General features: G+C 69.3%; 14 protein-coding genes. 1 reads left to right on the top strand and 13 read right to left on the bottom strand.

Features of this window, described 5'->3' with window-relative positions; all coding sequences use genetic code 11:
• Positions 1 to 71: 71 nt before the first annotated feature.
• From ACFYPC_RS28850 to rpsB, 5 genes are all read right to left on the bottom strand, one after another.
• The gene (locus tag ACFYPC_RS28850) at positions 72 to 1,202 is read right to left on the bottom strand and encodes a phosphatidate cytidylyltransferase (RefSeq protein WP_388681970.1); all 1,131 of its coding nucleotides are present in this window, start codon (positions 1,200 to 1,202) and stop codon (positions 72 to 74) included.
• A complete protein-coding gene (gene frr / locus ACFYPC_RS28845; protein WP_327432044.1) occupies positions 1,202 to 1,759 on the bottom strand; it encodes a ribosome recycling factor in 558 nt (185 codons plus the stop codon). The genes ACFYPC_RS28850 and frr overlap by 1 nt, the downstream gene beginning before the upstream one ends.
• A 169-nt stretch (positions 1,760 to 1,928) precedes the next feature.
• Positions 1,929 to 2,699 carry a UMP kinase gene (gene pyrH / locus ACFYPC_RS28840; protein ID WP_385731298.1) on the bottom strand — a complete coding sequence of 257 codons (771 nt, stop codon included), beginning with the start codon at positions 2,697 to 2,699 and terminating at the stop codon, positions 1,929 to 1,931.
• Positions 2,700 to 2,893: 194 nt separating this feature from the next.
• The gene (gene tsf / locus ACFYPC_RS28835) at positions 2,894 to 3,730 is read right to left on the bottom strand and encodes a translation elongation factor Ts (RefSeq protein WP_388681966.1); all 837 of its coding nucleotides are present in this window, start codon (positions 3,728 to 3,730) and stop codon (positions 2,894 to 2,896) included.
• A 95-nt stretch (positions 3,731 to 3,825) separates the two neighbouring features.
• Positions 3,826 to 4,788 carry a 30S ribosomal protein S2 gene (rpsB, locus tag ACFYPC_RS28830; protein WP_388681963.1) on the bottom strand — a complete coding sequence of 321 codons (963 nt, stop codon included), beginning with the start codon at positions 4,786 to 4,788 and terminating at the stop codon, positions 3,826 to 3,828.
• 270 nt (positions 4,789 to 5,058) lie between these two features.
• Here rpsB and ACFYPC_RS28825 point away from each other — a divergent pair, with 270 nt between their 5' ends.
• The gene (locus ACFYPC_RS28825; protein WP_388681960.1) at positions 5,059 to 5,709 is read left to right on the top strand and encodes a murein hydrolase activator EnvC family protein; all 651 of its coding nucleotides are present in this window, start codon (positions 5,059 to 5,061) and stop codon (positions 5,707 to 5,709) included.
• 255 nt (positions 5,710 to 5,964) lie between these two features.
• Here ACFYPC_RS28825 and ACFYPC_RS28820 read toward each other — a convergent pair whose 3' ends face one another.
• The 8 genes from ACFYPC_RS28820 to lepB all read right to left on the bottom strand — a co-directional run bounded on the left by ACFYPC_RS28820 (position 5,965) and on the right by lepB (position 13,054).
• Positions 5,965 to 6,522, bottom strand: a complete 558-nt coding sequence (locus ACFYPC_RS28820; RefSeq protein WP_388682258.1) for a TetR/AcrR family transcriptional regulator — start codon at positions 6,520 to 6,522, stop codon at positions 5,965 to 5,967.
• Between the two features lie 400 nt (positions 6,523 to 6,922).
• A complete protein-coding gene (gene whiG / locus ACFYPC_RS28815) occupies positions 6,923 to 7,765 on the bottom strand; it encodes an RNA polymerase sigma factor WhiG (protein ID WP_388681958.1) in 843 nt (280 codons plus the stop codon).
• Positions 7,766 to 8,036: 271 nt separating this feature from the next.
• A complete protein-coding gene (dprA, locus tag ACFYPC_RS28810; protein WP_388681955.1) occupies positions 8,037 to 9,182 on the bottom strand; it encodes a DNA-processing protein DprA in 1,146 nt (381 codons plus the stop codon).
• A complete protein-coding gene (locus ACFYPC_RS28805; RefSeq protein ID WP_388681952.1) occupies positions 9,182 to 10,804 on the bottom strand; it encodes a YifB family Mg chelatase-like AAA ATPase in 1,623 nt (540 codons plus the stop codon). Before ACFYPC_RS28805 ends, dprA begins: the two co-directional genes overlap by 1 nt.
• Positions 10,804 to 11,178 carry a YraN family protein gene (locus tag ACFYPC_RS28800; protein WP_388681949.1) on the bottom strand — a complete coding sequence of 125 codons (375 nt, stop codon included), beginning with the start codon at positions 11,176 to 11,178 and terminating at the stop codon, positions 10,804 to 10,806. The genes ACFYPC_RS28805 and ACFYPC_RS28800 overlap by 1 nt, the downstream gene beginning before the upstream one ends.
• Positions 11,179 to 11,366: 188 nt before the next feature.
• Complete coding sequence (locus ACFYPC_RS28795) at positions 11,367 to 11,675, bottom strand: DUF2469 domain-containing protein (protein ID WP_003965949.1); 309 nt, start codon at positions 11,673 to 11,675, stop codon at positions 11,367 to 11,369.
• 55 nt (positions 11,676 to 11,730) lie between these two features.
• The gene (locus ACFYPC_RS28790; RefSeq protein ID WP_388682255.1) at positions 11,731 to 12,279 is read right to left on the bottom strand and encodes an NUDIX hydrolase; all 549 of its coding nucleotides are present in this window, start codon (positions 12,277 to 12,279) and stop codon (positions 11,731 to 11,733) included.
• A 1-nt stretch (position 12,280) separates the two neighbouring features.
• Positions 12,281 to 13,054, bottom strand: a complete 774-nt coding sequence (lepB, locus tag ACFYPC_RS28785; RefSeq protein WP_388681944.1) for a signal peptidase I — start codon at positions 13,052 to 13,054, stop codon at positions 12,281 to 12,283.
• Between the last annotated feature and the right edge of the window lie 154 nt (positions 13,055 to 13,208).

Below are 13,208 nucleotides of genomic sequence, written 5' to 3'. Positions count from 1 at the left end.
CCTGTGGACAACGAGCCCCCCACCGACAAACCCGCACGTCAGCGACGTACAGACTCATGCGCAACAGCCGGTCAGCCGGAGCCGACGAAGATCACCAGTAGCAACCAGACCACCGGAGCCGTGGGCAGCAGCGAGTCCAGCCGGTCCATGATTCCGCCGTGCCCCGGCAGCAGCGTGCCCATGTCCTTGATGCCCAGGTCCCGCTTGATCATCGACTCGCCGAGGTCCCCGAGCGTGGCGCTGGCCGCGACCGCGAGGCCCAGGAGCAGGCCCTGCCACCAGGTACCGTCGTCGATCAGGAACTCCATGCACAGCGCACCCGCGGCCATCGCGAAGGTGACCGCCCCGACCAGGCCCTCGCGGGTCTTGCCGGGGCTGATGCGCGGCGCCAGCTTGTGCTTGCCGAAGCGCCAGCCGATCGCGTACGCGCCCGTGTCACTGACCACGGCGAGCAGCAGGAACGTGAGCACCCGCAGGGAACCGTCGTCGGCCGCGAGCATCAGCGCGACGAACGTGGCCAGGAACGGGATGTAGAAAGCCGCGAAGACGCCGGCCGTGACGTCCTTCAGATAGCCCTCGGGGGGCTCCGTCATCCGCCAGACCAGAACCGCCAGCGCGGTGAGCGCCATCGCCACCCACGCACCCTCGGCGCCCCGGACGTAACCGGAGACGACCATCGCCGCGCCACCGAGCGCCAGCGGCACGAGAGGCGCCTTGATGCCCTTGCGCTCCTCCAGCCGCGAGGTGAGCTCCCACAGCCCCACCACCACGGCGACCGCTATCACGCCGATGAAGACGGCCTTGACGATGAGCAGGGAGACGACGATCACCACACCGAGCCCGACAGCCACGCCTATGGCCGCGCCCAGGTCCCGTCCCGCGCTCTTCTTCTGCGGTGGGGGGGCGGGCTGTGGGGCGCTGGACATGGGCTCCTGCGGCTTCTGCGACGGGCCCCCGTAGAACGGCGCCGCCGCCGGTGTGTCGTCGCGGAACAGGGGACCGCTCAGCCGAGCGGCCCCCCGGTCGTCATCCTGGTCTTCGCCATGATCGGGTACGTCGGGCACGATGGGCATGGGCCGAGTGTGCTGCGCGTCATACGCATCGTATGCGGGACCCGCCGGGGCAACCCCCTGGACAGGCCCCTGCTCGGACGGCCCCCAGTACCCGGCTTGTGACGGCGCGCCCCAGGAAGAATCGTTCATCAGACCTCGAGCAGCTCCGCTTCCTTGTGCTTGAGAAGCTCGTCCACCTGAGCGGCGTACTTCGCCGTCGTGTCGTCGAGTTCCTTCTCCGCACGGCGGCCCTCGTCCTCGCCGACCTCGCCGTCCTTGATCAGCTTGTCGATGGTCTCCTTCGCCTTGCGGCGTACGGAGCGGATCGAGATCTTGGCGTCCTCACCCTTGGTCTTGGCGACCTTGATGAACTCCTTGCGGCGCTCCTGGGTCAGCTCCGGGAACACCACCCGGATGATGTTGCCGTCGTTGCTCGGGTTGACACCGAGGTCGGAGTCGCGGATCGCCTGCTCGATGTTGCGCATCGCGCTCTTGTCGAACGGGGTCACCACCGCCATGCGGGGCTCGGGCACCGAGAACGAGGCCAGCTGGTTGATCGGCGTCAGTGCGCCGTAGTAGTCCGCCACGATCTTGTTGAACATCGCCGGGTGCGCACGGCCGGTGCGGATCGCGGCGAAGTCCTCCTTGGCGACCACGACGGCCTTCTCCATCTTCTCCTCGGCCTCGAGGAGGGTCTCTTCGATCACCACTTGCTCCTGCGTGTCTTGAGTAGGCCCGGCAGCTGTTCCTCGTAGGGGCGGCAGCCGGCTGCGTCGCGTCTTGTTCCTGCACGGTTCCGGACCGGCAGGACATTGTCCATCCCCCGGTCAGGGTCTGTGCTCCGTCCGGTCCCGACCCCGCTCGGGGCCGGTTCCGTCAGGCCCGGCTGCTGTGTTCACCCACAAGTGTGCCGATCTTCTCACCCTTGACGGCGCGTGCGATATTGCCCTCCGCCAGGAGCTCGAAGACCAGGATGGGCAGCTTGTTGTCCCGGCACAGCGTGATGGCCGTCATGTCGGCGACCTTGAGGTCGCGGGTGATGACCTCGGCGTAGCTGAGCGAGTCGAACTTGACCGCCTCGGGGTTGGTCTTGGGATCGGAGTCGTACACACCGTCGACGCCGTTCTTGCCCATCAGCAGTGCCTCGGCGTCGATCTCCAGGGCGCGCTGGGCGGCGGTGGTGTCGGTGGAGAAGTACGGCATGCCCATACCGGCGCCGAAGATGACCACACGGCCCTTCTCCAGGTGCCGCACGGCGCGCAGCGGGATGTACGGCTCGGCGACCTGCCCCATGGTGATGGCGGTCTGGACACGGCTGTCGATGCCTTCCTTCTCCAGGAAGTCCTGGAGGGCCAGGCAGTTCATGACCGTGCCGAGCATGCCCATGTAGTCGGAGCGCGCCCGGTCCATGCCGCGCTGCTGGAGTTCCGCGCCGCGGAAGAAGTTGCCGCCGCCGATGACAACCGCGATCTGGGCTCCGCCGCGCACGACGGCCGCGATCTCACGGGCGATCTTGTGCACCACGTCGGGGTCGACGCCCAGTCCGCCGCCGCCGGCGAACGCCTCGCCGGACAGCTTCAGCATGAAGCGTCCCGCGCCTTTGCCGTCGTCGGTCTTCTCGCCCTTGCCGGCCTGGGTGGTGGTCATGGATCTCTCGCCTCTTTTACGTGTCACACATACGAAGAAGGCCATTGCCGCTGGGGTGTTGTTCGCATCCCATGCTCGGCAATGGCCTCCTCGTCAGATCTGCTGTCGTCCGACACGCACGCGCACGTGCCCACGTACGCGGACGACTGCTGTCGACCCTAGCAGCGGGGCCGGGCGTCGATCGCGGTACGGACTCAGATGCCGACCTTGATGCGCACGAAGCGCTTCAGGGTGACACCGGCCTCGTCCAGAACCTTCTGGACCGACTTCTTGTTGTCGAGCGCGTACGGCTGACCGAGAAGGGTGGCCTCCTTGAAGAAGCCGTTGACGCGACCCTCGACGATCTTCGGAAGCGCGGCCTCCGGCTTGCCCTCGGCGCGCGTGGTCTCCTCGGCGACACGACGCTCGGACTCGACGACCTCGGCCGGAACGTCCTCACGGGAGAGGTACTTCGGCGCGAAGGCGGCGATGTGCTGCGCGATGCCCTTGGCCAGCTCGGCGTTGGGCTTGTCCAGCTCGACCAGGACACCGATCTGCGGGGGCAGGTCGGGCATGGTGCGGTGCATGTACGTCGCGACGTAGGCACCGGAGAACTGGGCGAAGCGGTCCAGGACGATCTTCTCGCCCAGGTTCGCGTTGGCCTCGTCGACGAACGCCTGAACCGTCTTGCCGGGCTCGATCTCGGAGCCGAGGAGGGCGTCGAGGTCGGCCGGGGAGGACGCGACGACGTGCTCGGCGATCTGGTTGGCGACGACCTGGAACTTCTCGCTCTTGGCGACGAAGTCCGTCTCGCACTTCAGCTCGACCAGGACACCGGAGGAGTTGTCGTCGGCGATGATCGAGACCACAGCGCCGTTCTCGGCGGAGCGGCCCTCGCGCTTGGCGACACCCTTCTGGCCCTTGATCCGCAGCGCCTCGACGGCCTTGTCGACGTTGCCGTCGGCCTCGTCCAGCGCCTTCTTACAGTCCATCATGCCGGCGCCGGTGAGCTCACGGAGCTTCTTGACGTCGGCGGCGGTGTAGTTCGCCATGATTCCTGGAATCTCTCTCGAAGTCTGAAGATCTACGGGCCGAACGGCGGGGGCTTGGTGCGCCCCCGCCGTTCAGAACCCGAAGGGGTGAGGGGTCAGGCCTGCTCGGCGTCCGTGGCGGGGGCCTCGTCGGCGACCGGGGCTTCGGCAACCGGGGCTTCGGCGGCGGGCGCCTCGGCGACCGGAGCCTCGGCGACAACCTCGGCCTGCTCGGCGTCGGCGACCTTCTCGGTCTCGGCGGAGGTCTGGACCTCGGCGACCGGAGCCTCGGCGTCGTCGGCCTTCTTCTCGCCCTCGAGCAGGTCACGCTCCCACGCGGCGAGCGGCTCGCCCGCGGCCTTGTCACCCTCGGCGGCCTTGCCGGCGCCGGAGCGGGAGATGAGGCCCTCGGCGACGGCGTCGGCGATCACGCGAGTGAGCAGGGTGACGGAGCGGATCGCGTCGTCGTTGCCCGGGATCTTGTAGTCGACCTCGTCGGGGTCGCAGTTGGTGTCGAGGATGGCAACAACCGGAATGTGGAGCTTCCGGGCCTCACCGACCGCGATGTGCTCCTTCTTGGTGTCCACGATCCAGACGGCGCTGGGCACCTTGGACATCTCGCGGATACCACCGAGGGTCTTCTCCAGCTTGGCCTTCTCGCGCGACAGCACGAGAAGCTCCTTCTTGGTGAGACCCGAAGCGGCGACGTCCTCGAAGTCGATCTGCTCGAGCTCCTTGAGGCGCTGCAGACGCTTGTAGACGGTCGAGAAGTTGGTGAGCATGCCGCCCAGCCAGCGCTGGTTGACGTAGGGCATGCCGACGCGGGTGGCCTGCTCGGCGATGGCCTCCTGCGCCTGCTTCTTCGTGCCGACGAACATGACCGTGCCGCCGTGGGCGACGGTCTCCTTGACGAACTCGTAGGCGCGGTCGATGTACGACAGCGACTGGAGCAGGTCGATGATGTAGATGCCGTTGCGCTCCGTGAAGATGAAGCGCTTCATCTTCGGGTTCCAACGACGGGTCTGGTGACCGAAGTGGACGCCGCTTTCCAGCAGCTCCCGCATCGTGACGACGGCCATGGCCGTTCTCCTTGGTGTTCTCGGTTGTGCCGCGCGTGCCGGACGGCACCCGCGCCTGACGCCCGCTTGCGCCTTGCCACCAGGGACCGAGAGGCGCTGACACCGGCCGTTCGAGGGCCTCGTGTCGGGGCGTGCGAAGTCGACCCGGTCGCCCGGATCGCCACCAGAAGTGTACGGGACCTGAGAGGCACCGGGTGACGCCGTTGTCCACAACCGGCTGGCGCTCCACAGATCCCGGCCATGACCGGCCCGATAGGGGACGGTTCTCGCATGCGAGCGAAACGATGTCTGCGTACGTGGCTGGGTTTGCTGCTGGGACTGACGGTGACCGTCCTGGGGTCCCTGACCCCGTCCGCCCTGGCCCGGACGACCGGCCCGGCGCCACCGGTGCCGCCGGGATCCCCTGGTTCGCCGGGGTCTTCGGGAGCGCGGTCACCGGGCCCGCCCGCGGTCGCCGACCCCACGGTCCCGGCTGTCGCCCGCGCCTGGCCCTTGGGTGTACGTCCCTCGGTCGTACGAGGCTGGGAACCTCCGGCGACGGCATACGGCCGCGGTCACCGGGGCGTGGACCTCGCGGCGGCGCCGGGAACACCGGTACGAGCCGTCGCGCCAGGCCGGGTGTCCTTCACCGGCCCGGTCGCGGGGCGCGGAGTGGTCTCGGTGGAACTGACGGGCACGGGCACGCCGCCTCTGCGCACGACGTACGGTCCGGTGCGGGCGGCGGTGGAGAAGGGCGCCGAGGTCGCGGCGGGCGAGGTTGTGGGCATCGTGGAACCAGGCACTTCCCACTGCCCGACGTCGTGCCTCCACTGGGGCCTGCTCAGAGGCAAGACGTACCTGGACCCACTGTCGCTGCTCCCACCTTGGCTACTGAGCAGGGGCCCATCGCGCCTACTGCCGGTGGCCGGGGTGAAGCCATAACCGCGTTCACCGTGGGCTTGAGCGCCGCGCTGCAACCGTCCTCACCGTGGGAACGCGCGGCCGCCCTCGCAGCGCCTGGCGTGCCGCTCCGCAACCGTCCAGGCTGCGGGCATGCGTGCCGCTGCACCGTCATCGCTGTGGGCAAACGTGACGCTAGGGGCGGCTCCCGTCCAACGAGAGCGGCCCCCCGCAGGCGCCCGGCTGCGCACCCACTCCGACCTCAGCTCCCACGCCGGGTGCGCAGAACGCAGGGCCTCAGCCCCGAACGCCTCGCAGGGCCATGGCGACCGCCGCGTCGGTGATGGCGGTGGGATCCTCAGCCGCCCCCAGCTCGATCCGGCGCACAGCGGCGTCCACCACACCCTGAAGAAGCATCGCCGCCAACCGCGGTTCAGCGTGCCCCAGCTCCCCGAGCGCCTCAACGATCATCGCTACAAGGCCACCATGTGCCGCTCGGATCTTCTCCCGAGCCCCGGCATCGAGCTCGCTCGCAGAGATGGCCACCACGGCCCGGTGCCGCCGGTCCCCGACAAGGGCCAGCTGCTGTCGGACATAGGCCTCGACCTTGGCCTCCGAGGTCTCCGCCCGGTGCATCGCGTCGGACACCTCCGCCGCCCAGACCGGGAAGTCGACCTCGCACAGCTCTTCGACAACGGCAGCCCGCGACCGGAAGTACTCATAGACCGAAGACCGCGCAAGCCCCGTGCGCTCGGCGAGAGCCGGGAAGGTCAGCGCCTCGGTCCCGCCCTCGGACAGCAGGGACCGCGCCGCGTCCAGCAGGGCGGCGCGCTGCATCGACCGGTGCTCGGCCACGGAGGCCGCTCGAATCCTTGGCACGGCCACCACTTTACGGACGGACCGCCCCGAAGGGCACCCCACTCCGATCGGCGACCATCCGAAGCCCGCACCAAACAGGGGCAAGACGGCTCACGCCATGGCCGAGGCAAGGCCGGAGAAGCCGCCGGCCAGGTACAGGAGCCGAGGACGGAGCCGAGGAAGCGGGAGCCGAGGAGGCGGGAGCCGAGGACGATCCCGAAACGGGACGCACGCCGGACCGAAGGCTGATTCCCGCCACGGATCCGAGAACGGGACTCACGCCGGACCCAGGACTGACCCCCGGCACGGATCCAAGAACGGGACTCATTCCGCACCCAGGGCTGATCCCGGTACCGGACAAGGCGCGGCAGAGACGATTCAGCGCCCCCCAGCGAGATCAGCGGCCGAAACTGGCCAGCTTCGCCCGCAGTTGAAGCACCGACTTCGTGTGGATCTGACTCACCCGGCTCTCGGTCACCCCCAGCACATTGCCGATCTCCGCGAGCGTGAGCCCCTCGTAGTAGTACAGCGTGACCACGGTCTTCTCCCGGTCGGGCAGCGTATTGATCGCCCGCGCCAGAAACCGCCGCAGCTCCCGGTCCTCCGCGACCTCCACCGGATTGTCGGCCGCGGTGTCCTCAAGGGTGTCCATGAGACTGAGCCGGTCACCGCCCTCGCCTCCGACGTGCAGCAACTCCTCCAGCGCCACCACGTTCGCCAGCGACAACTGGCTGAAGACCGCGTGCAGTTCGTCCACGCCGATCCCCATCTCGGAGGCCACCTCGCCCTCGGACGGGGTACGCCGCAGCCGCGCCTCCAGCGTCGCGTAGGCCCGCTCCACATTGCGCGCCTTCTGCCGCACGGACCGCGGAATCCAGTCCAAAGCACGCAGTTCGTCGATCATCGCGCCCCGGATCCGCGTGATCGCGTACGTCTCGAACTTGATCTCCCGCTCGATGTCGAACTTCTCGATCGCGTCGATCAGCCCGAACACCCCCGACGACACGAAGTCCGCCTGCTCGACATTGGCCGGCAGGCCGACGCTCACCCGCCCGGCGACATACTTCACCAACGGCGAGTAATGCAGGATCAACTGCTCCCGCAGCCGCCCGTCGCCCGTCGACTTGTACGACCGCCACAGCTCGTCGAGCGTCGAGGGAGCGGGCGGGCGCACGCTGCGGCCGTCACGGGCGGCCGGGGGGATCGCCGCCCGGTCGGACCCGGAGGTGTGCTGGGGCATTCGTCGCCTTGTGCCGTTCTGCTGTGAACTGGGGATGCCTGGGTGAGCTGTCGGTCTGATGTCGAGTTGCCTGAGTGTGCCGGAAACCCCGTGAGCGTAGCGTGACTGGAGCGTCGCAGTGCGCGAAGGTCGGTGGATCACCCCTGTACAGATCCGTTCCGCTGAGCACCTCCCGGCGTCCCGGTGATCGCCCTGTGTGATCACCGGGATACGCCAACTGCGGGAATTGCCAAGGCTGTCGACGTTCGCCCGGACGGCCGAACACGCTCAGTCAGCACCCGCTTCGAGCACCACGGACCGAGATCATCGCCTGGCGTGTCAACTTCCAGCCGTCGCCGTGTCGTTCGACGAAACCAAGTGCTCGGAGTTCGTACAGTCTCCCGACCGCCTCGTCCGCCGTGGTCCCCGCGCCGCGGGCGATCTCCTCGGTTCCCATCAGGCCACGGGCGGGCAGCGCGGCCAGCACCCGCCCGGCGCCCGGGTCGAGCAGATCGCGCGGCAGCACGGGTCCCCGCCGGTCAGGAGCCAGGTCTCCTATGTCGCCCACCAACTCGGCGACTTCCGCGGCGTCGGAGACCAGGACCGCGTCCCCGCGCAACAATTCATGCACCCCGGCCGACAACCCGCTGGTGACGGGCCCCGGGACACCTATCGTGAACCGCCCGAGCCGCGCCGCCGCGCGAGCCGTGACCAGCGCGCCGCTGCGGTACGCCGCCTCGACGACCACGGTTCCCCGGGTGAGCGCCGCGATGACCCTGTTCCGCAGGATGAATCTGCTCGGCGTGGGATGATCTCCTGGCGGCAACTCCCCCACCACCAGGCCCTGTTCGGCGATTCTGGTGATCAACTCGGTGTGCCCGCGCGGATAGGGCTTGTCGACGCCGCAGGCCAGCACCGCGACGGTGGCGCCGCCCGCCCCGAGGGCACCCCGGTGCGCGGCGCCGTCCACGCCGTACGCACCGCCCGACACCACCACCCACCCCCGCTCCGCGAGCCCGGCGCCCAGCGTGGCCGCCATATGCGCGCCGTACTCGGTGCACGCCCGCGCGCCGACGACAGCGACGGAGCGCAGTGCCCATATCCGCAGGCTGGGATGCCCTCGCACCCAGAGTCCGGTGGGCCGGGCGTCGCCCAGATCGTCGAGCTGCGCGGGCCACTGCGGCTCTCCGGGGCAGATGAATCTCGCGCCGGCGTCCTCCGCCCGGGCCAGATCCCGCTCGGGCTGCATCCGGGTGACCCTCCCCCGCAGCCCCTCCCACCGCTGCGCACTCGCCCCGGGCAACGGCTCCCGTCCCTCCACGAGCCGCCGCGCCACCTCCACCGCTCCGAACTCACGCAGCCACCGCCCGCCGAGCTCGTCGCCGGGTTCGAAGACCCGCGCGAGGGCGACGCGGGCCATACGCTCGTCGTACGTCATCACCGTGAACCGATCATCATCGGCACACCTCGCGGAACCCCTGTGCGCAGTTGCAGGGCCAGTGCCACGTCCCCGGCATCGGGTCGGTCGTGTCCCGCGAGGTCGGCCACGGTCCAGGCAACCCTGAGGACACGGTCCAGACCGCGTGCGGTCAGCACACCTCGCTCCAGCCCCCGCTCGGCCTCGTCCATCGCTCCCGGCATTGCCTGCCAGCGGCTGCGCAGTTCACGCCCCGGCACCTCGCTGTTCGTGTGCCATGGAGTGCCGGTCAGCCGCACACCGGAACGCTCGCGAGCGGCGCTCACCCGGTCGGCCACCGTCCGTGTCGACTCGCCCAGCGCGCCGGCCGCCGTCAGTTCGGACCGGGTGACCGGCTCGACCTCGACCCGCAGGTCGATCCGGTCGATCAGCGGGCCGGAGAGCCTGGACTGGTACCGGCGGACGGAGGAGGGCGGGCACTCGCAGATGTCGTTCGCCGCGCTGAAGCGCCCGCAGGGGCAGGGGTTGGCCGCGAGGACCAGCAGGAACTTCGCCGGAAACCGCACGACACCGGCGCTGCGTGCGATCACCACATGCCCCGCCTCCAAGGGCTGCCGCAGGGCATCGAGAACGAAACTGCTGAACTCGGGTGCTTCATCCAGAAAGAGAACACCCCTGTGGGCAAGAGACACCGCACCGGGCCGGGCCAGGCCCTTGCCGCCGCCGACGAGGGACTGCATCGTCGCCGAATGATGGGGCGCGCAGTACGGCGGGATGTCCACCATCGGCTTGCCCGGTGGCAGGAGTCCCGCCACGGAGTGGATGGCCGTCACCTCCAGGGATTCCTGCCTGCTGAGACGAGGCAGGAGGGAGGGCATCCGCTCGGCGAGCATGGTCTTGCCCGCGCCGGGCGGGCCCTGGAGAAAGATGTGGTGCCCTCCGGCAGCCGCGACTTCCATGGCGGTACGCGCCGACATCTGGCCGACCACGTCGGCGAAGTCGTGCCCCTGGTCGCGTTCCGGCACAGCCATGCCACACAGGCCGGTCGCCTCGCCCATGCCCGGCATCCGCAGTCCGGCCAGCAGGGGATCCGGCCGCCCCTGCTCGTCCGGATCCTCCTCGGGCACCGGTTCGTCCGTGAGCACGGCGATCAGTTGACGCAGACTGCGGACCCCGAGCACCGAGACCCCCGGCACGAGCGAGGCCTCGGCGGCGGCGCACTCGGGCACCACCACCTGCTCGTAGCCGGCGCCGGCCGCGGCCAGCACCGCTGGCAGAACACCGCGTACCGGCCGGACCCGCCCGTCGAGTCCCAGCTCGCCGATCATCACGATGTCGGCGAGCACCCGCGGATCGATCCGTTCGGAAGCACCCAGCACGGCGCAGGCCACCGCGAGATCGAACCCGGAGCCGCCCTTCGGGACCGAAGCCGGGCTCAGCCCCACCGTCAGCTTCTTCTGCGGCCAAGACTCCCCGGAATTCACCACGGCCGCCCGGACCCGGTCCTTGCTCTCCGTCAGGCTCTTGTCCGGCAGTCCCACCAGGGTGAACGCCGCGATGCCGGGCTCCAGGCCCGCCTGGACCTCCACGACGACGCCCTCGACACCGACCAGGGCCACTGAGCACGTCCGTGCGAACCCCATCAGGCCACCCCCCGCGCGTGCTCGACCACGGGCGCGCCGCGGTCGGGGAGGACAACGCCGATCAAGTCGATGCGGACGCCGCCGGGTGGGGATCCGCCGTGTTCCTGCAGCCAGCGTTCCGCCAGGCTCCGCAGGCGTTGCGCCTTGACGGTGGTGACGGCCGCCATCGGATGTTCGAAGGCTCCCGCCTTGCGGGTCTTGACCTCGCAGACCACCAGCGCGTCACCGTCGCGCGCCACGATGTCGATCTCGCCCGTCCTGCCGGAGCGCCAGTTGCGCGCCAGGACCGTCATACCGGTCTCGGTCAGCCGCCGCGCGGCCAGATCCTCGCCGTACCTGCCGAGTGCGCTGCGTTGTGCGTTGCGCGTGTTCATGTCGGCACCACCTCCGGCGCCAACATTGCGGCCACTTCAGCTCGCTATTGGATCTTGGTGGACGGGTGGTCGACTGTGGAAAACTCCGTCACCCACACGAGCGGACACACTGCACATGAGCGGACACCCGGCGCACGAGCGGGCGCCCGTCCCCCGAACGGACGCCCGACGAGCAGCCACTCGCGTCATCAACCGCCCGGCAGCTCCAGATCGCTCTTGTTCAGCTCCTCGATATTCACGTCCTTGAACGTGAGTACCCTTACCTGCTTCACGAAGCGAGCGGGCCTGTACATGTCCCACACCCAGGCATCCGCCATGGATACCTCGAAAAACACCTCGCCCTGGACCGAGTGCACCTGCATCTCGTAGTCATTGGTGAGGTAGAAGCGCCGTTCGGTCTCGATCACATATTTGAACAGACCGACGACATCGCGATACTCCCGATAGAGCTTCAGCTCCATCTCGGTCTCGTACTTCTCGAGGTCCTCGGCGCTCATGGCATGTTCCCCTTCAGCCGTGCGTCCCCCTATTGTGCGCCAGCCCCGGGAGCCCCTAGACGATTTCGGTGTCGAGGACCTCGGGTGTGGCCGGGGGACCCTCGTCGAGCACCCTGCGCAGCAGCTCGGCGAGTCTGGTCGGATACACCGTCTCATGTGCCTGGTTAAGTTCCTGGCACGTCCACCAACGCGCTCCGGCGACACTGCGCCGTTCCAGCTCCGTCAGCCCGGCTGCGACCGGCGTCGCCTGCCCCGTACTGGCCGTACGGGCCAGGAAATACCATTCGTCCTGGTCCCAGCGGCGCCCCGCGAACGGAAAGGAACACATCCGCCGCCACAGCACCGGCCCCAGCTCGACCTCGGTGATTCCGGTCTCCTCCGCGAGTTCCCGCAGTGCGGCCTCCTCACGTGTCTCCTGGCCCTCCAGGCCGCCGCCGGGCGTGAACCACCAGTCGTCCGAGGGGTCGTCCGGCTCATGCCCGTGAAGCAGCAGAATCCGATCGTCGGGGTCGAGCAGCACCACCCGAGCGACCTTGCGCAGCCCGCCCTCGTACTCGTCAGGGGCAGCGGTCCCCTCGTCGTGCTGACTCCCGTCGTACGACACCTCAGCGGGCACCGGCAGGCTCCGTCCGGGCCCGGCCGCGCCGAGCCGCGCGCTTCTTGGCGAGCGGACCGTACGCGGCACCACCCAGGACCAGCACCGCGCCCGCCACCACCGCGCCGACCATGAGGCGCAGCGGTCCCGGCTCGGAGAGGCTGCCCAGCGTCTCGAAGCCGGTCGGTCGTTTCAGCATGCCGTTCATGGGCCAGGCGACGGCGTCGACCCGCGCCTCCACGGCTGTGCGCGGCACCGTTCCGCTGGCGGCGTCCGTCAGATGGGCTGTGGAGTCCAGGGAGCCGCTGCGTTCGTCACCGAGCAGGAACAGGTTGCCGTCCGGAACCGTAACCGTCGGGATGCCCATGACCTCGGCCGCCGAGCCCTTGGGGAGATACGGTTCGTCGATCTGCTTCCCGTTGACGGTCAGCTTCCCGTCCGTGCAGCAGGCGACCTCGTCGCCGCCGACGGCGACCACGCGCTTGACCATGGGCAGGTCGCCCCAGCTGGCTTCTTTGAAGACGACGACATCGCCGCGCCGGATGTCGGCGCCGTCGACGCGCTGTGCCAGCACGCGGTCCCCCGCGTCGATCGTCGGCGTCATCGATCCGGTGGGCACGGTGTACGGCCGGTAGACCACCGCTCCCCAGACGAATCCGCCGAGGAACAGCACAAGGCCCAGCGCGACAGCGACCCCGGACAGCACCTCTCCGGTCCGGCTGCCCGCCGGGGCGTTGCGTGTGCCGCCGCGTGCGGCCGTACCTGTCGCGCTCTCGCCACCCATGGATCGGCACCTTACCCGGGGGTACGGGTGATGGTCAGCCCATGGTCCGGATCACGCACAGGGGCCCCACCGACTTCCCACCGCGCCGCGGGACACCCGTACAACCGACGGGGCCGGTGCGCCCGGACGTATCCGAGCACCCCGGCCCCAGAAG

The sequence above is a fragment of the Streptomyces sp. NPDC005808 genome, assembly GCF_042871385.1.
Taxonomy (GTDB): Bacteria; Actinomycetota; Actinomycetes; order Streptomycetales; family Streptomycetaceae; genus Streptomyces.
Note: the sequence above shows the minus strand (reverse complement) of the source record. Positions and strands in the feature narration are given on the sequence as shown.

Excerpts from the sequence above, each read along its gene's own strand:
- ACFYPC_RS28850 (WP_388681970.1), bottom strand. The coding sequence starts at position 1,202 with ATGAACGATTCTTCCTGGGGCGCGCCGTCACAAGCCGGGTACTGGGGG.
- pyrH (WP_385731298.1), bottom strand. The coding sequence starts at position 2,699 with ATGACCACCACCCAGGCCGGCAAGGGCGAGAAGACCGACGACGGCAAA.
- tsf (WP_388681966.1), bottom strand. The coding sequence starts at position 3,730 with ATGGCGAACTACACCGCCGCCGACGTCAAGAAGCTCCGTGAGCTCACC.
- rpsB (WP_388681963.1), bottom strand. The coding sequence starts at position 4,788 with ATGGCCGTCGTCACGATGCGGGAGCTGCTGGAAAGCGGCGTCCACTTC.
- ACFYPC_RS28825 (WP_388681960.1), top strand. The coding sequence starts at position 5,059 with ATGCGAGCGAAACGATGTCTGCGTACGTGGCTGGGTTTGCTGCTGGGA.
- whiG (WP_388681958.1), bottom strand. The coding sequence starts at position 7,765 with ATGCCCCAGCACACCTCCGGGTCCGACCGGGCGGCGATCCCCCCGGCC.
- dprA (WP_388681955.1), bottom strand. The coding sequence starts at position 9,182 with ATGACGTACGACGAGCGTATGGCCCGCGTCGCCCTCGCGCGGGTCTTC.
- ACFYPC_RS28805 (WP_388681952.1), bottom strand. The coding sequence starts at position 10,804 with ATGGGGTTCGCACGGACGTGCTCAGTGGCCCTGGTCGGTGTCGAGGGC.
- ACFYPC_RS28800 (WP_388681949.1), bottom strand. The coding sequence starts at position 11,178 with ATGAACACGCGCAACGCACAACGCAGCGCACTCGGCAGGTACGGCGAG.
- ACFYPC_RS28795 (WP_003965949.1), bottom strand. The coding sequence starts at position 11,675 with ATGAGCGCCGAGGACCTCGAGAAGTACGAGACCGAGATGGAGCTGAAG.
- lepB (WP_388681944.1), bottom strand. The coding sequence starts at position 13,054 with ATGGGTGGCGAGAGCGCGACAGGTACGGCCGCACGCGGCGGCACACGC.